General features: G+C 55.3%; 19 protein-coding genes and 4 tRNA genes. 19 read left to right on the forward strand and 4 right to left on the reverse strand.

Features of this window, described 5'->3' with window-relative positions:
- Positions 1–20: 20 nt before the first annotated feature.
- From rffC to AC6I8W_RS00860, 10 genes are all read left to right on the forward strand, one after another.
- Positions 21–728, forward strand: a complete 708-nt coding sequence (gene rffC, locus AC6I8W_RS00815) for a dTDP-4-amino-4,6-dideoxy-D-galactose acyltransferase (protein ID WP_497836593.1) — start codon at positions 21–23, stop codon at positions 726–728.
- Positions 715–1,845 (forward strand): dTDP-4-amino-4,6-dideoxygalactose transaminase, encoded by a 1,131-nt coding sequence (gene rffA / locus AC6I8W_RS00820; protein WP_497836594.1) that lies wholly within the window; start codon positions 715–717, stop codon positions 1,843–1,845. The genes rffC and rffA overlap by 14 nt, the downstream gene beginning before the upstream one ends.
- On the forward strand, positions 1,845–3,098 hold the full coding sequence (gene wzxE / locus AC6I8W_RS00825) for a lipid III flippase WzxE (protein ID WP_497836595.1): 1,254 nt from the start codon (positions 1,845–1,847) through the stop codon (positions 3,096–3,098). Before rffA ends, wzxE begins: the two co-directional genes overlap by 1 nt.
- Complete coding sequence (gene wecF / locus AC6I8W_RS00830; protein WP_497836596.1) at positions 3,095–4,165, forward strand: TDP-N-acetylfucosamine:lipid II N-acetylfucosaminyltransferase; 1,071 nt, start codon at positions 3,095–3,097, stop codon at positions 4,163–4,165. The genes wzxE and wecF overlap by 4 nt, the downstream gene beginning before the upstream one ends.
- Positions 4,162–5,505: an ECA oligosaccharide polymerase gene (gene wzyE, locus AC6I8W_RS00835; protein WP_497836597.1), complete on the forward strand. Its 1,344-nt coding sequence runs from the start codon at positions 4,162–4,164 to the stop codon at positions 5,503–5,505. Before wecF ends, wzyE begins: the two co-directional genes overlap by 4 nt.
- Before the next feature lie 24 nt (positions 5,506–5,529).
- Positions 5,530–6,279, forward strand: coding sequence for a lipopolysaccharide N-acetylmannosaminouronosyltransferase (wecG, locus tag AC6I8W_RS00840; protein WP_497836598.1), 750 nt, complete (start codon positions 5,530–5,532; stop codon positions 6,277–6,279).
- Between the two features lie 158 nt (positions 6,280–6,437).
- Positions 6,438–6,514, forward strand: a tRNA-Arg gene (locus AC6I8W_RS00845).
- Between the two features lie 64 nt (positions 6,515–6,578).
- Positions 6,579–6,654: transfer RNA gene (locus AC6I8W_RS00850), tRNA-His, on the forward strand.
- A gap of 16 nt (positions 6,655–6,670) precedes the next feature.
- Positions 6,671–6,757: transfer RNA gene (locus AC6I8W_RS00855), tRNA-Leu, on the forward strand.
- A gap of 24 nt (positions 6,758–6,781) precedes the next feature.
- Positions 6,782–6,858 (forward strand) — tRNA-Pro (locus AC6I8W_RS00860).
- 534 nt (positions 6,859–7,392) lie between these two features.
- Here AC6I8W_RS00860 and hemY read toward each other — a convergent pair.
- From hemY to hemC, 4 genes are read right to left on the reverse strand one after another with little or no spacing between them, the layout of a single operon-like run.
- Positions 7,393–8,589: a protoheme IX biogenesis protein HemY gene (gene hemY, locus AC6I8W_RS00865; protein ID WP_497836599.1), complete on the reverse strand. Its 1,197-nt coding sequence runs from the start codon at positions 8,587–8,589 to the stop codon at positions 7,393–7,395.
- Positions 8,590–8,591: 2 nt separating this feature from the next.
- Positions 8,592–9,725 (reverse strand): uroporphyrinogen-III C-methyltransferase, encoded by a 1,134-nt coding sequence (gene hemX, locus AC6I8W_RS00870; RefSeq protein WP_497836600.1) that lies wholly within the window; start codon positions 9,723–9,725, stop codon positions 8,592–8,594.
- A 23-nt stretch (positions 9,726–9,748) separates the two neighbouring features.
- Positions 9,749–10,489 carry a uroporphyrinogen-III synthase gene (hemD, locus tag AC6I8W_RS00875; protein WP_497836601.1) on the reverse strand — a complete coding sequence of 247 codons (741 nt, stop codon included), beginning with the start codon at positions 10,487–10,489 and terminating at the stop codon, positions 9,749–9,751.
- A complete protein-coding gene (gene hemC / locus AC6I8W_RS00880) occupies positions 10,486–11,427 on the reverse strand; it encodes a hydroxymethylbilane synthase (protein WP_497836602.1) in 942 nt (313 codons plus the stop codon). The genes hemD and hemC overlap by 4 nt, the downstream gene beginning before the upstream one ends.
- Positions 11,428–11,741: 314 nt before the next feature.
- On the opposite strand from hemC, the gene AC6I8W_RS00885 reads away from it, so the two are divergent.
- From AC6I8W_RS00885 to corA, 9 genes are all read left to right on the forward strand, one after another.
- Entirely contained in the window at positions 11,742–14,300 is a 2,559-nt protein-coding gene (locus AC6I8W_RS00885; protein WP_497836603.1) for a class I adenylate cyclase, read from the forward strand.
- Positions 14,301–14,421: 121 nt separating this feature from the next.
- The gene (lptM, locus tag AC6I8W_RS00890; RefSeq protein WP_497836604.1) at positions 14,422–14,625 is read left to right on the forward strand and encodes an LPS translocon maturation chaperone LptM; all 204 of its coding nucleotides are present in this window, start codon (positions 14,422–14,424) and stop codon (positions 14,623–14,625) included.
- A 30-nt stretch (positions 14,626–14,655) separates the two neighbouring features.
- The gene (dapF, locus tag AC6I8W_RS00895) at positions 14,656–15,480 is read left to right on the forward strand and encodes a diaminopimelate epimerase (protein WP_497838082.1); all 825 of its coding nucleotides are present in this window, start codon (positions 14,656–14,658) and stop codon (positions 15,478–15,480) included.
- Positions 15,477–16,181 (forward strand): DUF484 domain-containing protein, encoded by a 705-nt coding sequence (locus AC6I8W_RS00900; protein WP_497836605.1) that lies wholly within the window; start codon positions 15,477–15,479, stop codon positions 16,179–16,181. Before dapF ends, AC6I8W_RS00900 begins: the two co-directional genes overlap by 4 nt.
- The gene (xerC, locus tag AC6I8W_RS00905) at positions 16,178–17,086 is read left to right on the forward strand and encodes a tyrosine recombinase XerC (RefSeq protein ID WP_497836606.1); all 909 of its coding nucleotides are present in this window, start codon (positions 16,178–16,180) and stop codon (positions 17,084–17,086) included. The genes AC6I8W_RS00900 and xerC overlap by 4 nt, the downstream gene beginning before the upstream one ends.
- Complete coding sequence (gene yigB, locus AC6I8W_RS00910; protein ID WP_497836607.1) at positions 17,086–17,802, forward strand: 5-amino-6-(5-phospho-D-ribitylamino)uracil phosphatase YigB; 717 nt, start codon at positions 17,086–17,088, stop codon at positions 17,800–17,802. The genes xerC and yigB overlap by 1 nt, the downstream gene beginning before the upstream one ends.
- 55 nt (positions 17,803–17,857) lie before the next feature.
- Complete coding sequence (uvrD, locus tag AC6I8W_RS00915) at positions 17,858–20,020, forward strand: DNA helicase II (RefSeq protein WP_497836608.1); 2,163 nt, start codon at positions 17,858–17,860, stop codon at positions 20,018–20,020.
- 75 nt (positions 20,021–20,095) lie between these two features.
- On the forward strand, positions 20,096–20,152 hold the full coding sequence (gene ysgD / locus AC6I8W_RS00920) for a YsgD/CorL family protein (protein WP_367617716.1): 57 nt from the start codon (positions 20,096–20,098) through the stop codon (positions 20,150–20,152).
- 178 nt (positions 20,153–20,330) lie between these two features.
- The gene (corA, locus tag AC6I8W_RS00925; protein WP_480367137.1) at positions 20,331–21,284 is read left to right on the forward strand and encodes a magnesium/cobalt transporter CorA; all 954 of its coding nucleotides are present in this window, start codon (positions 20,331–20,333) and stop codon (positions 21,282–21,284) included.
- Positions 21,285–21,417: the final 133 nt, after the last annotated feature.

The following is a 21,417-nucleotide window of genomic DNA, read 5'->3' on the forward strand; positions in this document are numbered from 1 at the left end:
ACATTTTTCGGTTAGCGACGATGTCGATCCGCGTCAGTATTAACCCACTGCCGTGGGAGAGTGGCTTCTTTGGCCTGAATACCGCGCGCCTTGATGTTGATGGTGACACACCGTTGGCGCAGGTATTGCAGCAACCTTATAGATTATGGCAAATCAAGGTGGCGGCTGACCGTCATGATGTGATCGATGCCATCAGTCAACACCGCTTTCAACTGGTGGAAGGGGAAGCCGATCTCGCCATTAACATCAAACGTACCGAGCGGCAAACCGGTGTACGCATCGCGCGCGAAGCGCAGATCCCGCAATTGCGTGCCGCTGCTGCCACGGCGTTCAGCCAGAGCCGTTTTCGTGCCCCCTGGTATCAGGCCGATGACAGCAGCCGTTTCTATGCGCAGTGGATTGAGAATGCGGTGCGTGGCACGTTTGATAACCAATGCCTGATCGCCTGTGATGAACAAGGTACCTTGCAGGGCTTTGTCTCGATCCGCGAACAGCATGGCGATGCGCGTATCGGGCTGCTGGCGGTGCTGCCGGAATCACAGGGTAAGGGTATCGGCCAACGCCTGCTACTGGCGGCGGCAGACTGGGGGCGGGTACGCCAGCTTAATCGGCTGCGTGTCGCCACCCAACTCAGCAATCTTACGGCGATGCGCCTCTATTTACGCAGCGGTGCACGGCTGGAAAGCACCGCCTGGTGGTTCTACAGGAACGCACATGATCCCATTTAATGCGCCCCCGATTGTGGGCAGTGAAGTTGAATATATGCAGTCGGCGATGGCCAGCGGCAAACTCTGCGGCGATGGCGGTTTTACCCGGCGCTGTCAGCAGTGGATGGAGCAGCACTTCGGCAGCAAAAAGGTGCTGCTGACGCCTTCCTGCACGGCTTCGCTGGAGATGGCGGCGTTGCTGATTGATATCCAGCCCGGCGATGAAGTGATTATGCCGAGCTATACCTTTGTCTCCACCGCCAATGCCTTCGTGCTACGTGGTGCCACTATCGTGTTTGTTGATGTGCGCCCCGATACGTTGAACATCGATGAAACCCTGATTGAAGCAGCCATCACCGAAAAAACCCGCGCCATTGTGCCGGTTCATTACGCGGGTGTGGCCTGCGAAATGGACACGATCATGGCGCTGGCGACGAAGCACAACCTCTACGTGATTGAAGATGCGGCGCAGGGGGTGATGTCGCAATATAAAGGACGTGCGCTTGGCACCATCGGGCATATTGGCTGCTTCAGCTTCCATGAAACCAAGAACTACACCGCAGGCGGAGAGGGTGGTGCTACGCTGATCAATGACGCGAAAATGGTCGAGCGTGCGGAAATCATCCGCGAAAAAGGCACCAACCGCAGCCAATTCTTCCGTGGGCAGGTGGATAAATATACCTGGCGCGATATCGGCTCCAGCTATCTGATGGCGGATTTGCAGGCCGCTTATCTCTGGGCGCAACTGGAAGCGGCCGAGCGTATCAATCAGCAGCGTTTGCGCCTGTGGAATCACTATTATGCGGCACTTCAGCCGCTGGCGGCAGCCGGACGCATTGCCTTGCCGGTGGTACCGGGCAACTGTCGTCACAACGCGCATATGTTTTATATCAAACTGCGCGACAGCCACGATCGTCAGGCGCTGATTAACTGGATGAAAGAAGCGGAAATCCTCACCGTGTTTCATTACATTCCCCTGCATTCATCACCTGCCGGTGAGCGCTTTGGGCGCTTCCACGGTGACGATGTCGTCACCACGTGTGAGAGCGAACGTCTGCTACGTTTGCCGCTGTTCTACAATCTGTCGGACAACAATCAGCGCACGGTGATTAACTCCCTGCTGAGCTTCTTTGCCTGATGTCACTCGCGAAAGCCTCGGTGTGGACTGCCTCGTCGACACTGGTCAAAATTGTCGCCGGTTTGCTGGTGGTCAAATTGCTGGCCGTCAGTTTTGGACCGGAAGGCGTCGGCCAGGCCGGAAACTTCCGTCAGTTGATCACCGTGCTCGGTGTGCTGGCCGGAGCCGGGATTTTTAATGGCGTCACCACCTATGTGGCGCAATTTCAGCAGCAGCCCGCATCGTTACGCGCAGTCACCGGCACGGCATCAGCGTTGGTGCTGGGTTTTTCCACGCTACTGGCGCTGGTGTTTCTGCTGGCGGCGGCACCCATCAGTCGGGCGTTGTTCGGCCACGATCATTATCAGGGCGTGGTACGCATCGTCGCCTTTCTTCAACTCGGTATCGCCTGGGCTAATCTGACCCTGGCCTTGCTGAAAGGTTTTCGCGATGCGCGTGGCAATGCGCTGGCACTGATTGCCGGCAGCCTGACTGGCGTGGTGGCGTATGTGCTGTGCTGGTGGATCGGCGGTTATGCCGGTGCGTTGGTTGGGCTGGCGCTGGTGCCCGCTCTGGTGGTGATCCCGGCGGTGGTGATGTTGCGGCGTCATCAGCAGGTGTTGCCACTGCGCTGGTTAAAACCGGTCTGGGAGCCAGATCTGGCGCGTAATCTGGCGAAGTTTACCCTGATGGCGCTGATCACCTCGGTGACGCTGCCTGTCGCCTGGGTGATGATGCGAAACCTGCTGGCGCAACAGCAAGGCTGGGCGCAGGTAGGGTTGTGGCAAGGTGTGACCAGCATTTCCGATGCGTATCTGCAATTTATTACCGCAACGTTCAGCGTCTGGCTGCTGCCAACACTGGCACGACTGGAGCATAAGCCACAGATTACGCGGGAAATTTTGCGTGCGCTGCGCTTTGTTCTGCCTGCGGTGGCGGCCGCCAGCTTTTGTGTCTGGTTGCTGCGTGATGTCGCCATCTGGCTGCTGTTTTCGAACCAGTTCACCGCGATGCGCGATCTGTTTGTCTGGCAGCTATGCGGTGATGTGTTTAAAGTCGGTGCCTATGTTTTCGGCTACCTGGTGATCGCCAAAGCTTCGTTGCGTTTCTATATTCTGACCGAAGTCAGCCAGTTCATCTTACTGATGGCGTTTTCCCACTGGCTGATTCCGTTACATGGAACTCAAGGTGCCGCACAAGCCTATATGGCGACCTACATTTGTTACTTTGCGCTCTGCTGTGGCGCTTTCATGATTTATTGCCGAAGAAAATGACGTTAACTCACGTGCTGGGATCGGATATCCCTCATCATAATCACACCGTGCTGCGTTTCTTTAATGATGTGCTCAGCACGCAACTGCCGTTGGATGCACCGCGTCGCTTTATGGTGGTCACACCCACGCCCGCAGCGTTACAGGCTTACCCGGCGTTGCAGATTGAAACCTACCCCGATAAACAGGCGCTGGCGCGGGCGGTGATTGCCCTGGCAGCCGACCGCCAGCAACGTTTCTTTTTCCACGGGCAATTTAACCCTGGGCTTTGGCTGGCGTTGCTGAACGGTAAGTTGCGCCGCCATCAGGCATTCTGGCACGTTTGGGGCGCAGACCTGTACGAAGAGGGCAGCGGTCTGAAGTACCGACTGTTCTATCTGCTACGGCGTATTGCTCAGGGGCGTATGGCACGGGTGTTCGCCACCCGTGGCGATCTGCATCATTATCAACCGCGTCATCCGCAGGTGCCCACATCGTTACTCTATTTCCCAACGCGCATGCCGGAGCGTGCGGTGCCTTGTGCAACGGAACAGCATGATTTTACCGTGCTATTGGGCAATTCGGGCGATCGCAGCAACCGCCATATTGCCGGTTTGCAGGCGATAAAGTCACAGTTTGGTGATCAAATAAAGGTGGTGGTACCGCTTGGCTATCCCACTAATAATGATGCATATATTAATGAAATTGCCGCGGCGGCCGCACATCTTTTCCCTGACGGGCAGGTCACGCTGTTACGCGATAAGATCGATTTTGAAGCTTATCTGACGCTGCTAAGCCGCTGTCATCTGGGCTATTTTATGTTTGAACGCCAGCAGGGGATTGGTACGCTCTGCTTGCTGATTCAGGCGGGTATTCCGTTTGTCCTCAACCGTAAAAACCCGTTCTGGCGTGATGTAAGCGAGCAGGGGTTACCGGTATTGTTCAGTGACGATGCGCTGGACAGCGCGCGGGTCGCGGAGGCACAACGCCAGTTGAAGCAGTGCGATCCTGCCGCGATAGCTTTTTTTGCCCCTGGCTATCTGGCAGGGTGGCGCGAGGCACTCACTCTGAGTGAAACGGAGAAATTATGACCTTCATGCAGTTCAGCGGTCTGCTGGTGGTATATCTGTTCTCGCTGGGCTTTATTCTGACCCTGACCTGGCGGGAATTCAAACGGGTGCGTTTCAACTTCCACCTGTTCTTTACTATTCTGTTTTTGCTGACATTTTATTTTGGCTTTCCGCTTACCAGCGTTTTGGTGTTCCGCTTCAATATGGCGGTGGTGCCCGTGGAGTTTCTGTTGCAGGCGCTGCTGGCCGCCACCAGTTTCTATGCCATCTATTACGTCAGTTACAAAGTTCGTTTGCGCCCGGCCACGGTCGCACCGCGTAAACCCTGGTTGCAGATGAATCGGGTCGAAACCCATCTCACCTGCCTGCTGCTGGCGCTGGTGGCGATTGGCACCGTGACGGTGTTCTTTCTGCATAATGGCCTGCTGCTGTTTCGGCTGACGGCTTATAACCAAATCTTCTCCAGCGAAGTGTCCGGTGTCGCGCTCAAACGCTTCTTCTATTTCTTCATCCCGGCGATGTTGATTCGTTACTTCCTCAATCCGACCCTGCGTCAGTGGCTGCTCTTTTTGTTGGTCTCCGTGGCCTTTGGCCTGCTGACCTATGCGCTGGTCGGCGGTACACGTGCGAACATCATCATTGCCTTTGCGCTGTTCCTGTTTATAGGCATTACTCGCGGTTGGATCACGCTGTGGATGCTGGCGGGCGCTGGAGTGATGGCGGTTGTTGGTATGTTCTGGCTGGCGTTGCGTCGTTATAACCTCGATGTGATGGGGGATGAGGCGTTTTATACGTTTCTCTACCTGACACGCGATACCTTCTCGCCGTGGGAAAATCTGGCATTGCTGTTGCAGCATTACGACAAGATTTCGTTCCAGGGGCTGGCACCGATGTGGCGTGATTTTTACGTGTTTATCCCCAGTTGGCTGTGGCCAGGACGCCCTTCAATGGTGCTGAACAGCGCTAACTACTTTACCTGGGAAGTGCTGAACAACCATTCGGGGCTGGCGATATCACCGACGTTACTCGGGTCGCTGCTGGTGATGGGCGGCGTGTGGTTTATTCCGTTGGGTGCCATTGCAGTGGGTCTGTTAATGAAAGGCTTCGATAGCTTGTACGCACGCGGTCGTCACGAGACTAACCGTTATAACGGGGCTATTTTGCAAAGTTTTTGTTTTGGCGCGGTGTTTAACATGATCGTGCTGGCGCGTGAAGGGCTGGATGCGTTCGGATCGCGCGTGGTGTTTTTCTGCGTTATTTTTGCCGTCTGCTTATTAGTGGCGAAGCTGCTTTACTGGCTGCTGGATCGTGCCGGGCTAATTCGGCAACGTGGTGAGCCAGCGTTACCAAGCCCTTTTTAACCTCCGGGCCAAACAGGAAAACCTTTGACGTTGAATACGATAAAAAAAGAGGAGCCGCGTTATCCACTGCGCGGTATCGATCTCTATGCCTTTCAGGATATGGCGACCTTCCTTAACTTTCTGCTGCCGGATGAAAAGCCGCGCAGCGGCACGTTGGTGGCCATCAACGCCGAAAAGATGTTGACGCTGGAAAGTGATGTGGAAGTGCGGGCGTTGATTGAACAGGCCGAATTTAAGTATGCCGATGGCATCAGCATTGTGCGTTCGTTACGCAAGAAATATCCGCAGATTCTGGTTAACCGCATTGCCGGAGCCGATTTGTGGGAGGCACTGATGGAACGGGCGGGGCGCAGCGGTATCCCGGTCTTTTTGATTGGCGGTCGTGAGACGGTGTTGCAGGAAACCTGCGAAAAGTTGCGCCGTCAGTGGGAGGTGAATATTGTCGGCAGCCAGGATGGTTATTTCGCCCCGGATGATCGCGAGGCGTTGTTTGCACGTATCGCTGCCAGCAAAGCGCAGATTGTTACCGTCGCACTGGGATCGCCGCGTCAGGAGCTGCTGATGCGTGATTGCCGTGCCCAGTGGCCCGATGCGCTGTATATGGGGGTGGGCGGCACCTACGATGTGTTTACTGGTCGTGTGGCACGCGCGCCTCGCAGCTGGCAAAAACTCGGGCTGGAGTGGCTATATCGTTTGATTCGTCAGCCTTCGCGCTGGCGTCGCCAAATAAAGTTGCTGAAATATTTAGGTTACCACTGGCGCGGCGATCTCTGATATCGCTGATTAATGCAGCAATTTCCGCTGGGAACAGCGATAAAGTGCAGTATTTATCGACGGAATGCACAAAGCGTAACCAAACGCGTTTTTTTATTAAAAATGCACTGGACAGCCTGATATCAAATCCGTAGTATGCACATCCGCAACGGCGCTACGCGCCCGTAGCTCAGCTGGATAGAGCGCTGCCCTCCGGAGGCAGAGGTCTCAGGTTCGAATCCTGTCGGGCGCGCCATTAAGTTTGTGCGCAAGAGCTTCGGTGGTTTTAAATACCGCGTTAGGCAGTAAAAAGGTTTATGGTGGCTATAGCTCAGTTGGTAGAGCCCTGGATTGTGATTCCAGTTGTCGTGGGTTCGAGTCCCATTAGCCACCCCAGATTTTGCTGGGACATGCGAAGGTGGCGGAATTGGTAGACGCGCTAGCTTCAGGTGTTAGTGTCTTAACGGACGTGAGGGTTCAAGTCCCTCTCTTCGCACCAGGCAAAATATTAAGATAAAAAAATCGGCGAGTAGCGCAGCTTGGTAGCGCAACTGGTTTGGGACCAGTGGGTCGGAGGTTCGAATCCTCTCTCGCCGACCATCTTAATATGAAAAACAACCTGCTAAGAGCAGGTTTTTTTTCGTCCAGAGAAAAGTGATTTCAACCCATTGTCTCCGTTCTGAGACATGCAACATCCTGATTTATCTCGGGTTTACATATCCTTGCATTACCTGTCGTTCGAAAGAGACAGCCTGATGCCCGTTTGTCGCTCTTTCCCGACACTATCGCATGATTTCACTGTGTTGATAAAAATAACCATCTGATAAATATCGATTTATTTTACCATCTGCAAACCTGGCACGCCTTGTGCAATAATATCTGTGTAGATGCTCATTCCACCTCTTATGTCTGCTGATGCTGCATAAACCTGGGAATGATGCAGAGCCCCTTACGGTATCCGTTGTCCGGCCAGGCAGCATCGCGCAAGCCTTACTGCATTCACAGGACATTACGTTGAGTCGGATACCATCAGTTGTCTTACCGACCTGATCTTACACCTGCCTCTGGCAGGTGTTTTTTTTGGCAAAAAAAAGCCGGGCAAGCCCGGCGTGCACAAAAACAACAATCGAAAAATCAGGCGCTGGGGTTGTTCTTCAGCGTCAGCAGTAGCCCTTCACGACGCATTTTTGCCGCCTCTTCCGGCCGATGCATGCGATCGTACACATCCGCCAGCCATGCGTAATCAAACGCATCAGGCCGCTGTGCCAGCGCCTGCTGGAAGGCTTCTGCTGCCTGCTGCCACTCACCATGGCGCATCAGCATCTGGCCCAGCGTGCTATGCAGCAACGGTGTTGCGCCGTGCTGTTTGATTTGATTACGCAGCGCTTTCTCCAGCGTTTGTGGGTCACCGCTTTTGATGCGTGGCATTAGCAGCACCAGACGATCGTCATACTGGCGCTTCAGGCCATCTAACACGATAGCTTGCGCGGTATCCGGGTCATCGCACTCAATCAGATGCTCCGCCATTGCTACCTGCAACGCGATTTCCTGACGGGTTTTACGGCTCTGATTGTTCCACCAGCGTTTCAGGCCATCACTGCCTTGATCGGCCATCGCTTGATTCATCAGGCCCAGCCATGCCTGCTGCTGAAGTGATGCACGTTGTGCGTCATCATTGATCTGCACTTTCTGCATCGATGGCAGGATGTCAAGCAGCGCACCCCAGGCTCCGGTACGGATATAAGCCTGTTCGGCCAGACGTAACACTTCCGGATGGCGTGGTGCCACTTCCAGCAGGCGATCGATACCGTGACGAGCGGCGTGGTCTTCATTGCGTGCCAGTTGCAGACGAACACGGGTGATTTCCACCGGAATGGTGTCGTTTTGCGACAGTTCAGCGGCGCGTTCCAGATGTTGGTTCGCGCGAAGCTCATCACCACGCTGCTGAGCCGCTTCCGCCGCGAGCAGATAGTTAGCCACTGGCTGGTCGGCATGATCGGCATCTTTCGACAGCAGTTTCTCAACTTGCTTGTAATCGCCTTCTGCCAGTTTCATCAGCGCGGTTTGGGTATGGCGCTGCGCACGACGACGTTTACGACCGGTAAACCAGCCACGAGTACGCGCGCCGGTGCGGAACAGGCGACGTAGCACCCATTCAACAAACAGAATCACCAGCAGGCTGAGGATCAGGATGATGGCCAGACCGGTCACGCTGGTTTCAATGTTCCAGTTGTCGGTCTGGATCAGCACATAGCCCTGATGACCGGCCAGCATCGGCCCCAACACCACGCCGGCAATCAACAGCAGAAAAAGCACCAATACTTTTAGCATGCTTAGCCTCCCTGCTGGTCAGCCGCAACCGATGGCTGCGCCAACAGATTACGCACGCGGGTTTGCATCAACTTATCCAGCAGTTGCTGGCTTTCCAACGTATCCGGCACATCCATCGAGATAGTTTGCTGGCTCAGTTCATCCAACTGATCAAGGAAGGCTTTGGTGGCGGCATCATTGGTGTCATACCAGGCGCGCACCCAGCTGGAAACGGCATCAATCGATTGTTTGTAGATCTCGTCCTGATGGCGCGGTACGGCCTGCGCCGCGATCAACAGGCGTGAACGAATGTTTTCCCGTAGATACACATCCTGGTTCGGAGCCAGCAGCGGCTGCGCGGTGTTGTCGCGGCGACGGATAGTAATGAAACCATCCATAAAGTTGTGCCAGCTTTTTACCAGATTTTGCCGCCATTCATGCAAAGAGCTGGAAAGCTCACTGCTGTCGGCATCCATGGGTGAATCGTCGTTGTCGTTATCTGCCAGGCGCAGGTTATCCACGCCGTTCGACAATTGGTTCAGTTTGAGGATGATGCCGTCATAGTCGACCTGGCTTACGGCGGAGAGTGAACTGATATCCTGGGTCAGGGCGCGGCGCACATTCATTACGCTTGGGTCATTCATTTCGGCGAGGCTGGTGTCGGCACTTTTCAGCAGCGCGGCAGCGGTGGTGACATCCTGATCGCTCCACAGCTTACGCCCCGCCAGTTTGACCAGATAATCAGCCTGCGCCAACAGCCAGGTACGGGTATCGTTACCCGAAATGGTGGCGACTTTTTGCCGTAGGGCTTCCAGCTCTTTGGCGCTGGCGTCCTGTTGGTTACGTGCTTCCTGCAAGGCGCTGTTGGCGCTCTCCAGTTGCTGCGTCAGTTGTTGTTTATCGCTGCCCAGTTGCTGTTGCAGTGCGTTAAGCTGCTCACTCAGATTCTGGTTAGTCTGAGTCTGTAAATCGGCCTGGTGTTTCCCATTCAGGTAAAGGCCCGCACCAATCGCCAGCGCAATCACAATCGCTATCGCACCCAGCACTTTGCCATCTCGTTTGCTGTCGCGCGGTGATTTTTTAGCTGGAGGAGTAGCGTTGTCGCCCGCTGGCGTGGTCTCTTCAACCACGGCGGAGGAGGCTTTTTGTTCCGTCATTGCGGCTCATCCCAATGTTAAGTTCAGCGTAACGCACGCAGCAGCGCATCGTTATCGGCACCATCGGCTACATCAATATCCTGCCAGCCCAGTGAGGCTGCCAGGGTAGCCAAACGTTCACTGACGACCACCAGCCGACAGTGTAATAACCATTCCCGCCGATCGATTGGCGGAAACAGCGCAAACAGTTGTTGTAACATTTCGCCGCTGGTCACTACCAGCGTGGTGATCCCGCGATCGCGCCAGCGACGCCCCTCAGCGGCTCCGTCATACGGTTTTTCGCAGCGCTGATAACATTCACAGTAACGGACATCGACGCCGCGTTCCGTCAGTGTATCCGCCAGCAACTCACGACCTGGGCTGCCGCGCAAAATTAATGCGCGCTTGCCACTCACCTGTTGCAGACGGTTGAGACGCACCAGTTCTTCACTGGTTTCTCGCGCATGAGGATAGTCTACTTTCAGATTACTGATGGTATGCAGCGCCAGCGCGGTGCTACGGCCAATGGCGTAGTAATCAAGATGCGTAGGCCAGGCAAAGCCCTGGCGTTGCAACTCCGGGTGGGCGAAGGTCACCACCTGTTGCGACAGCAAAAACACCAGGTCACCGGATTGCAGCGCGGCAAGTTGTTGTGGCAAATGAACAATATCGCGACCCGGCGTGAACTCAATCAGCGGTAAGATCCACGCCAGTTTCCCCTGGGTTCGCAAACGTGCGACCAGTTCGCTGGCGGCTGGCTCGGGACGGGTCACGAGAATGGTCATGCAGGCGGTTGCCCCTGATAAACCTCACGCAGAATCTCGCGTGCGCCATTTTCCAGCAACTCCTCCGCCAGCGAAATCCCCATCTGTTCTGCCTGATCACGTGAACCGCGACGCTCGCCAGTGATCATCTGGCTACCATCCGGTGAACCCACCAGACCGCGCAGCCACAGCTGATCGCCTTCCAGCAGCGCAAAGCTGCCAATCGGCACCTGACAGCCGCCTTCCAGACGGGTGTTCATCGCACGTTCAGCGCGCACGCAAACGGCGGTGTCACCGTCATTCAGCGCCTGCAACAGGGAGATGAGCTCGGCATCGTCGAGGCGGCATTCAATGCCGACTGCGCCCTGACCGACGGCCGGTAACGAGATTTCAGCAGGCAAGGCGAAACGGATACGATCTTCCAGGCCAAGGCGTTTAAGACCGGCGGCGGCGAGAATGATGGCGTCATATTCCCCGGCATCGAGTTTGCCAAGGCGGGTGCCGACGTTGCCACGCAGCGAGCGAATTACCAGATCGGGACGGCGTGCGCTGAGTTGGCACTGACGACGCAGGCTTGAGGTGCCCACCACCGCGCCCTGCGGTAGCGCATCAATAGAATCGTAATGATTGGAGACAAAGGCATCGCGCGGATCTTCGCGTTCGCAAATGGTGACCAGGCCGAGTCCCTCAGGGAAATCCACCGGCACATCTTTCATCGAGTGCACGGCGAGGTCGGCGCGGTTTTCCAGCATTGCCAACTCCAGCTCCTTGACGAAAAGCCCTTTTCCCCCCACTTTAGCCAGCGGCGTATCGAGGATGACATCCCCTTTGGTGACCATCGGGACCAGCTCAACGCGCAGGCCAGGGTGCGCCGCCATCAGGCGTTGCTGGACATATTGTGCCTGCCAGAGAGCCAGGGGACTTTGTCTTGTAGCAATTCTGAAAATTTTGTCTAACATGCTGTTAACCGTTTTGATCGTTCATCGAATATCCTATCATTGATAGGGGAATGCTGTCAGTTTCAACGACCTGAAAAGGCTGCGATGTCAGATTTTGCCGCGATCACCGGGGAATAATCTGAGGTCATAGTCCGAAAACGCAGGGGTTAGTTCGGAACGTGCTAAACTGTTAAGTAGCGCAACTTTCTTTACGGTCAATCTGCCAGGTGTTAGATTGATCACGTTTCCAGCAATAATTTGCCCGATATCTTTACTATTAAGTGGCAGGTTTCGGAAACAGGGTGCTTAACACTGGGACAATCAGGCGAAACGTCTTGTACCTCTACATTGAGACACTGAAACAGAGACTGGATGCTATCAACCAGCTGCGTGTAGATCGCGCGCTGGCTGCGATGGGACCTGCTTTCCAGCACGTCTACAGTCTGCTGCCAACATTACTGCATTATCATCATCCGCTGATGCCGGGTTACCTTGAGGGTAACGTTCCACATGGCATCAGCTTTTACACGCCTGATGAAAACCAACAGCAACTGTTGCAGGATCTGGCGGGTAAACAGCCGCTGCATCTCAGCACCGGTGCCAAAGGTGAAATGCCGATCACCGGCATCTACTCGATGGGCAGCACCTCCTCAGTCGGCCAGAACAGCGTCTCTGATCTCGATATCTGGGTTTGCCATCAATCCTGGCTGGATAATGAAGAACGCCTCAACCTGCAACGTAAATGTACCTTGTTGCAGAAATGGTGCGTCTCAATGGGTGTGGAAGTCAGCTTCTTCCTGATCGATGAGAACCGTTTCCGTCACAACGAAAGCGGCAGCCTCGGTGGCGAAGATTGCGGCTCGACCCAACATATTTTGCTGCTGGATGAGTTTTACCGTACTGCCGTGCGCATGGCCGGTAAACGTATCCTGTGGAACATGGTGCCCGGTGAAGAGGAGCATCATTACGACGATTACGTCATGTCACTGTACGCCCAGGGCGTGCTGACGCCGAACGAATGGCTTGATCTTGGTGGCCTCGGCACCCTGTCAGCCGAAGAGTACTTCGGTGCCAGTCTGTGGCAGCTGTATAAAAGCATCGACTCACCGTACAAAGCGGTACTGAAAACCTTGCTGCTGGAAGCCTACAGCTGGGAATACCCTGATACCCAACTGTTGGCGATGGATATCAAACAACGCCTGCACGATGGCGAAATCGTCTGCTTCGGCCTTGATCCTTACTGCATGATGCTGGAACGCGTAACGCGTTATCTCACCAGCATCGACGATTTAGCCCGCCTCGACCTGGTGCGCCGCTGCTTCTACCTCAAAGTGTGTGAAAAACTTTCCAGCGAAGAGAATCATCATCGCTCAGGCTGGCGACGTGAAATCCTTTCGCAGCTGGTGAAAGAGTGGGGCTGGGACGACGAGAAGCTGGCGGTGCTGGATAACCGTGCGCAGTGGAAGATCGAGCGTGTGCGTGAAGCGCACAATGAATTGCTGGATGCGATGATGCAGAGCTATCGCAACCTGATCCGTTTTGCGCGGCGTAACAATTTAAGCGTCAGCGCCAGCCCGCAGGACATCGGCGTGCTGACGCGTAAACTGTATGCTGCCTTTGAAGCGCTGCCGGGCAAGGTGACGCTGGTGAACCCGCAGATTTCGCCTGACCTGTCGGAAGAGAATCTGACCTTTATTCACGTCCCGGCAGGCCGCGCCAATCGATCGGGTTGGTATCTGTATAACCAGTCGCCGGACATGAGTTCCATCATCAGCCATCAACCGCTGGAATATAACCGCTACCTGAACAAACTGGTGGCGTGGGCGTGGTTTAATGGTTTGTTGACCAGCAAAACGCGCCTGCATATCAAAGGCAATGAATTCTGCGATCTGCCGCGTTTGCAGGAGCTGGTAAATGATGTCTCGCATCATTTCCCGTTACGTGTTCCTGCGCCGACGCCAAAAGCGCTCTACAGCCCGTGTGAAATTCGTCATCTGGCGATTATCGTCAACCTTGAACACGATCCCACCTCGGCGTTTCGCAATCAGGTGGTGCATTTCGATTTCCGTAAACTGGACGTATTCAGCTTCGGCCAGCAGCAGCAATGTCTGATTGGCAGCATTGATCTGTTGTATCGCAACTCGTGGAATGAGGTGCGTACGCTGCACTTCAGCGGTGAGCAGGCGATGATCGAAGCGCTGAAAACCATCCTCGGCAAAATGCATCAGGATGCCGCTCCGCCGGATACGGTGGAGGTGTTCTGCTACAGCCAGCATTTGCGCGGCCTGATCCGTACCCGTGTCCAGCAACTGGTGTCTGAATGCATCGAACTGCGTCTTTCCAGTACACGTCAGGAACCGGGCCGCTTTAAAGCGTTGCGCATGGCGGGCCAAACCTGGGGGCTGTTCTTTGAACGCATGAGCGTGTCGGTGCAGAAACTGGAAAATGCGGTCGAGTTCTATGGCGCGATTTCCAACAATAAGCTGCATGGCCTGTCGATTAAGGTGGAATCGAACCAGACTCCGCTGCCACCGGTGGTGAACGGCTATGCCAGCGAGGGCATCATTCAGTTCTTCTTTGAAGACACCAATGATGATCGCGGCTTCAACATTTATATCCTCGACGAAACTAACCGCGTTGAGGTCTATCACCATTGTGAAGGCAGCAAAGAAGAACTGGTGCGTGATGTCAGCCGTTTCTATTCGTCATCGCATGACCGTTTCACCTACGGTTCCAGCTTTATCAACTTCAACCTGCCGCAGTTTTACCAGATTGTGAATGCAGGCGATCGCTTCCAGGTTATCCCATTCCGCAGCCAGACGTTGACGCAACTGTGCGCCACGCAGCCTGACAACGACAACGGCGATTTCCAGCCTCGCTATCAAATGCACTGATCCTGCCCGCCCTCGCGTGGCAGGTGTCAGACCTGTAACGCGTTTGCGGGTATTTCCTGTTGCTTTTACAACGTCAACTGCGATGATAAGCATCCAGGAAAGGACAGAAAGAGCAGACAGAATGAGACAAATGATACGTCAGCTGGGATTGGCGCTGGCACTGGTCGGCTTAGCAGGCTGTGGTCTGAAAGGCCCCTTGTATTTTCCGCCTCCGGAACAACCAAAAAAAACCACCACCCAGCCGACTGAACAGCAGCAGCAAGCAGCGAAAAGTGCGGATGTGAATGGTTTAGTCACCGACAAACAAGGCATGCAGGGGAATTAATCTCCCATGAGTAATCCGGCGGAGCAGAAAATGCAGTTCTCGAAAATGCACGGTCTCGGCAACGACTTTATGGTTGTGGACGCCGTGACGCAAAATGTCTTTTTTTCGCCGGAGCTGATTCGCCGTCTGGCGGATCGCCATCTGGGGATCGGTTTCGATCAGCTACTGATCGTCGAACCGCCTTACGATCCGGACCTTGATTTCCACTATCGAATTTTCAACGCTGACGGCAGTGAAGTGGCGCAGTGCGGTAACGGCGCACGCTGCTTCGCCCGTTTTGTGCGCCTGAAAGGTTTGACCAACAAAAGCGATATCCGCGTCAGTACGCAAACCGGACGGATGGTGTTAAGTGTCACCAATGACGAACTGGTGCGCGTCAATATGGGTGAACCGAACTTCGAACCCCAACAGGTGCCGTTCCGCGCCAACAAAGCTGAGAATATCTATCTGCTGCGCGTGGCCGAGCAGACGGTGATGTTTGGTGCGGTGTCGATGGGCAATCCACATTGCGTGATCCAGGTTGAGAACGTGAAAACCGCACCGGTGGAAACCCTCGGCCTGGTACTGGAAAGCCATGAGCGTTTTCCGGAGCGCGTGAACGTCGGCTTTATGGAAGTGGTCAATCCAGAACACATTCGTCTGCGCGTGTATGAACGCGGCGCGGGTGAAACCCAGGCTTGTGGCAGTGGTGCTTGTGCCGCGGTTGCCTGCGGTATTCAGCAGGGCATTCTGGCGGAAAAAGTCCGCGTTGATCTGCCCGGCGGAACACTGCATATTGCCTGGAAAGGGGCCGGCCAACCGCTGTTTATGACCGGGCCAGCCACACACGTCTACGATGGGTTTATTCATCTATGAAAAATGTCGAAGAGCAGACCGACAGCGCGGTGCTGCTGGACGATCAGGCGGTCAGCGCATATTTGCGTCAGAACCCCGATTTCTTTATTCGCAATGCGCGCCAGGTCGAACAGATGATGGTGCCGCATCCGGTGCGCGGCAGCGTGTCGCTGGTGGAATGGCATATGGCGCGGCAGCGCAACCATATCCAGCAGTTGGAAGAGGAGATCACGCTGTTGATGGAGCAGGCGACGGCCAACCATCAACTGTTTGATCGCCTGCTGTCGTTACAGGGGCATCTCGCCGCCGCAGATAGCCTGCAAGATATGCTGACGCGTCTGCATCGCTGGGCGCGTGAGTTGGGCCTTGCCGGAGCCAATGTCCGCTTGTTCAGTGACAAATGGCATATCGGCGCACCGTCGGATTTCACCCAACTGGCCCTGTCGCGTCAGGCGTTCGAACCGCTACGCATCCAGCGTTTCGGTGATGAACACCATTATCTTGGGCACCTCAATGGCCCTGAATTGCTGCTGCTGTTGCCGCAGGCGAAAGCCATCGGTTCAGTGGCGATGTCGCTGATGGGCGATCGCGGTGAACTGGGCGTGTTGATCTTCAGCAGCCGTGACAACCAGCATTATCAGGCGGGAATGGGGACGTTGCTGCTGCAACATCTGGCGCTGATGCTGCCGGAATTGCTGTCGCGCTGGGTTGAACGTGCATGAGCAGCGACAGCCCGCTGCACCCCGCCGTTGAGGGCTTCCTGCGTTACCTGAAAGTCGAACGGCAGCTCAGCCCGTTGACGCAGAAAAACTATGCGCGTCAGCTCCAGGCCATTATCACGATGGCCGATGAGATGAAAATCACCGCCTGGACACAGCTGGAACCGACGCAGGTACGTAATATCGCCGCGCGCAGTCGTCGTGCAGGTTTAGGTGCCAGTAGCCTGGCATTGCGCTTGTCGGCACTGCGCAGTTTTCTTGACTGGCAGGTGAGCCAGGGGATGCTGAGCGGTAATCCGGCCAAAGGCATCGCCACCCCACGTAATGCGCGCCATTTACCGAAGAATATGGATGTTGATGAGGTCAGCCAGCTACTGGAAATCGACCTCAACGATCCGTTGGCGGTACGCGATCGCGCGATGCTGGAAACCATGTATGGCGGCGGTTTACGCTTGTCGGAACTGGTGAATATGGATATCCGCCATCTCGATCTGGAGGCGGGCGAAGTCTGGGTGTTGGGCAAAGGCAGCAAAGAACGCCGCGTGCCGATTGGCGGCACCGCCGTGACCTGGTTACAGCACTGGCTGCCGCTGCGCGCCAGCTTTGCACCGCAGGATGATGCTGTTTTTGTCTCCAGTCGCGGCAGTCGCATTTCGGCGCGTAACGTGCAAAAACGCTTTGCCGAATGGGGCGTTAAACAAGGTGTTGCCAGCCATATCCACCCGCATAAGCTGCGTCACTCTTTTGCTACGCATTTGCTGGAATCGAGCGGCGATCTGCGCGCGGTGCAGGAACTGCTCGGCCACGCCAATCTCTCGACCACGCAAATCTATACCCATCTTGATTTCCAGCATCTGGCCTCGGTGTACGATTCCGCACACCCGCGTGCCAAACGAGGAAAGTCGTAATGAAGTTTTATCGTCCACTGCGTCCGATCAAAGCGATCACTTTTGATCTCGACGACACCTTATATGACAACCATCCGGTAATCCGCAAAACTACCGCGGAGTCGCATGCCGCGTTACAGGCTTATCACCCGGCATTGGGTGATTTCACCCCGGCAGACTATCAGGCGCTGCGTGATGAATTGCTGGTGCGCGAGCCGGAGATTTATCACGATGTGTCCGAGTGGCGTCGTCGCTCGGTGGAGCTGGCGCTGATCAATGTCGGCTTATCCTCTGAGGCCGCGACCGCCGGAGCCAGTGAAGTGATGAGCGTGTTTCACCGCTGGCGCAGTGAAGTGGACATGCCGGAAGAGACGCATGCAACGTTGACGGCGCTGGGTAACAAAGTCCCGCTGGTGGCGATCACCAACGGCAATGCCGATCCGCAAAAACTCGGTATCTCGCACTATTTTGAGTTCGCGCTGCGCGCCGGGCCGCATGGTCGCGCGAAGCCGTGGCAGGATATGTATCAACTGGCTTCTGAGCGTTTAGGTATTGCGCCGGAACACATTCTGCATGTCGGTGACGATCTCACCACTGATGTTGCCGGTTCGCTGCGGGCCGGGATGCAGGCGTGCTGGATTAACCTGCGCGACGGCAACCTGATGCGCATTGATGATGCTCGCCTGCTGCCGCACGTTGAAATTTCGCAGTTGGCATCACTGACCTCGCTGCTATAATCAACATCTGTAAATCCATCCAGTATTTGGATGTTCTCATTTTTAAACGGTGCTTATGGACGTTTCTGATCTGCTTAACGGCTTAAATGACAAACAGCGCGAGGCGGTCGCCGCACCGCGCAGCAACCTGCTGGTGCTGGCCGGAGCAGGCAGTGGCAAAACCCGTGTGCTGGTGCATCGCATTGCCTGGCTGCTGTCGGTGGAGAATTGCTCGCCTTATTCGATTATGGCGGTGACCTTCACCAACAAAGCGGCGGCGGAGATGCGTCATCGTATCGATCAACTGATCGGCACCAGCCAGGGTGGCATGTGGATCGGGACGTTCCACGGCCTGGCGCACCGTTTATTGCGCGCCCACCATCTTGATGCCGGGCTGCCGCAGGATTTCCAGATTCTCGATAGCGAAGATCAGCTGCGCCTGTTGAAGCGCCTGATCAAAGCGATGAACCTTGATGAGAAACAATGGCCTGCACGTCAGGGCATGTGGTACATCAACGGCAAGAAAGATGAAGGGCTGCGCCCCAAACATATCGAAAGCTACGGCAACCCGGTGGAGCAAACCTGGCTGCGCATTTATCAGGCGTACCAGGAAGCCTGCGATCGCGCCGGTCTGGTGGATTTTGCCGAGCTGCTGCTGCGTGCGCACGAACTGTGGCTGAACAAACCGCATATCCTCAATCACTATCGCGAGCGCTTCAGCAACGTGCTGGTGGACGAATTCCAGGACACCAACAACATTCAGTACGCATGGATTCGCATGCTGGCGGGAGATACCGGTCGGGTGATTATCGTCGGCGACGATGATCAGTCGATCTACGGCTGGCGTGGAGCGCAGGTAGAAAACATCCAGCGCTTTTTGCAGGATTTCCCCGGTGCGGAAACCATCCGTCTGGAACAAAACTACCGCTCCACCAACAACATCCTGAAAGCGGCGAACGCCCTGATTGCCAACAACAATGGCCGCCTCGGTAAAGAGTTGTGGACCGATGGCAGCGATGGCGAACCGATCTCCCTCTACTGCGCCTTTAACGAGCTGGACGAAGCACGCTTCGTGGTGAACCGCATCAAAGCCTGGCATGAGAACGGCAATGCGCTGGCGGACTGCGCAATTCTGTACCGCAGTAACGCCCAGTCGCGTGTGCTGGAAGAGGCGCTGCTCCAGGGGAGCATGCCGTACCGTATCTACGGTGGCATGCGCTTCTTCGAGCGTCAGGAAATCAAAGATGCGCTGGCATATCTGCGTCTGATGGCGAACCGCAACGATGATGCGGCATTTGAACGCGTGGTGAATACCCCGGTGCGCGGCGTGGGCGATCGTACCCTTGATGTGGTGCGTCAGACGGCGCGTGAACAGCAACTGACCCTGTGGCAGGCGACGCGTGAACTGCTGCAAAACCGGGTGCTGGCCGGTCGTGCCGCGTCGGCGCTGCAACGTTTCTGCGAACTGGTAGACTCGCTGGCGAGTGAAACCGTTGAACTTCCGCTGCATGTGCAAACCGACCGGGTAATCAAAGATTCCGGGTTGTGGTTAATGTATGAGCAGGAGAAGGGCGAAAAAGGCCAGGCGCGTATTGAAAACCTTGAAGAACTGGTGACGGCAACGCGTCAGTTCAGCTATCAGGATGAAGACGAAGATTTGATGCCGTTGCAGGCATTTCTCTCCCATGCAGCGCTGGAAGCGGGTGAAGGTCAGGCTGATAAATGGCAGGATGCCGTCCAACTGATGACGCTGCACTCGGCCAAAGGTCTGGAGTTTAGCCAGGTGTTTATCGTCGGGATGGAAGAGGGGATGTTCCCCAGCCAGATGTCACTCGACGAAGGTGGACGCCTCGAAGAGGAGCGTCGTCTGGCCTATGTGGGTGTGACGCGTGCTATGGAAAAACTGACGCTGACGTATGCCGAAACGCGGCGTCTTTATGGTAAGGAAGTGTATCATCGGCCATCACGCTTTATCGGTGAACTGCCGGAAGATTGCGTGGAAGAGGTACGTTTGCGCGCCAGCGTGAGCCGCCCGGTCAGCCATCAGCGGATGGGGACGCCAATCGCGAAAAACGACAGTGGCTTCGCGCTGGGTCAACGTGTACGGCATGCCAAATTTGGTGAAGGTACCATTATCAATCTCGAAGGCAGCGGCGAACACAGCCGTTTGCAGGTGGCTTTTCAGGGGCAGGGCATTAAATGGTTGGTCGCCGCCTATGCCCGACTGGAAACGGTGTAGCGCGGTTGCGCTGCCTTGACGACTTTTTCGTCTCAGCGTAACATGCGCCCACTATTATCATGAGAGGACAATGCCTTGGACACGCCCAGTCGATGCTGGCTCAACCCCCTGGTTCACAGGAATAACATCTAAGGCTACCTCTTTGCTGGTAGCCTTAGCGGTTATCAGCGACCTCCCTTTTTATCCCGTCGCATGAGTCAGCTATGCCTTGAGGCGAAAGTCTCGGTGTTCAGGCTTTGCCGTGCCCGTTCTGCGTAAGCGCAACGGTTCACCGCCTTGTCCCATTAAGTCTGCAATGGGGAGTATTGCTATGCTGAGCGCATTTAAACTGGATCGTAGCCGCCTGACGCGTCTCGAACTGGAAGACCATAACGACAAACTCAACGCGTCCGTGTGGGTTGATCTGATCGAGCCGGATGAAAGCGAGCGCGATCGGGTACAAAGCGAACTGGGGCAGAGCCTGGCGACACGTCCGGAGCTGGAAGATATCGAAGCCTCGGCGCGTTTCTTTGAAGACGAAGACGGCCTGCACATCCACTCATTCTTCTTTTATGAAGATGCGGAAGATCATGCCGGTAACTCGACGGTGGCGTTCACCATCCGTGAAGATCGCCTCTATACCCTGCGCGAACGTGAATTACCTGCGTTTCGTCTCTATCGTATGCGCGCCCGTAATCAAACGTTGATTGACGGCAATGCTTTTGAACTGCTGCTGGACCTGTTTGAAACCAAAATCGAACAGCTGGCGGATGAGATCGAGAACATCTACAGTGCGCTGGAAAAACTGAGCCGCGTAATCATGGAAGGGCAGCAGGGCGACGAGTATGACGAAGCGTTGTCGCGCCTGGCAGAACTGGAAGATATCGGCTGGAAGGTGCGTCTGTGTCTGATGGACACTCAGCGCGCGCTGAACTTCCTGGTACGTAAAGCGCGTTTACCGGCGAATCAGCTGGAGCAGGCGCGTGAGATCCTGCGCGATATCGAATCCCTGCTGCCGCACAACGAATCGCTGTTCCAGAAGGTTAACTTCCTGATGCAGGCGGCGATGGGCTTTATCAACATTGAGCAGAACCGCATCATCAAAATCTTCTCGGTGGTGTCAGTGGTGTTCCTGCCGCCAACGCTGGTGGCGTCCAGTTACGGAATGAACTTCGAGTTTATGCCAGAACTGAAGTGGAGCTTCGGCTACCCGGCCGCGATTGGCTTGATGATCCTCGCGGGTCTGGCACCCTATCTCTACTTCAAACGTAAAAACTGGTTGTAACATTGCGCGATAAATCGCGCCGCTACGCATGCAATATGTAACAATTGTGGGGCCGTCTATACGGCCCGATTTTCTGGCTATACATCACAATTCTGCGTAACCTGTTGCTTCCTGCTGATTAACTAACTCGTTG

The organism is Pantoea sp. X-Soil-TKNS-1211, assembly GCF_059730495.1.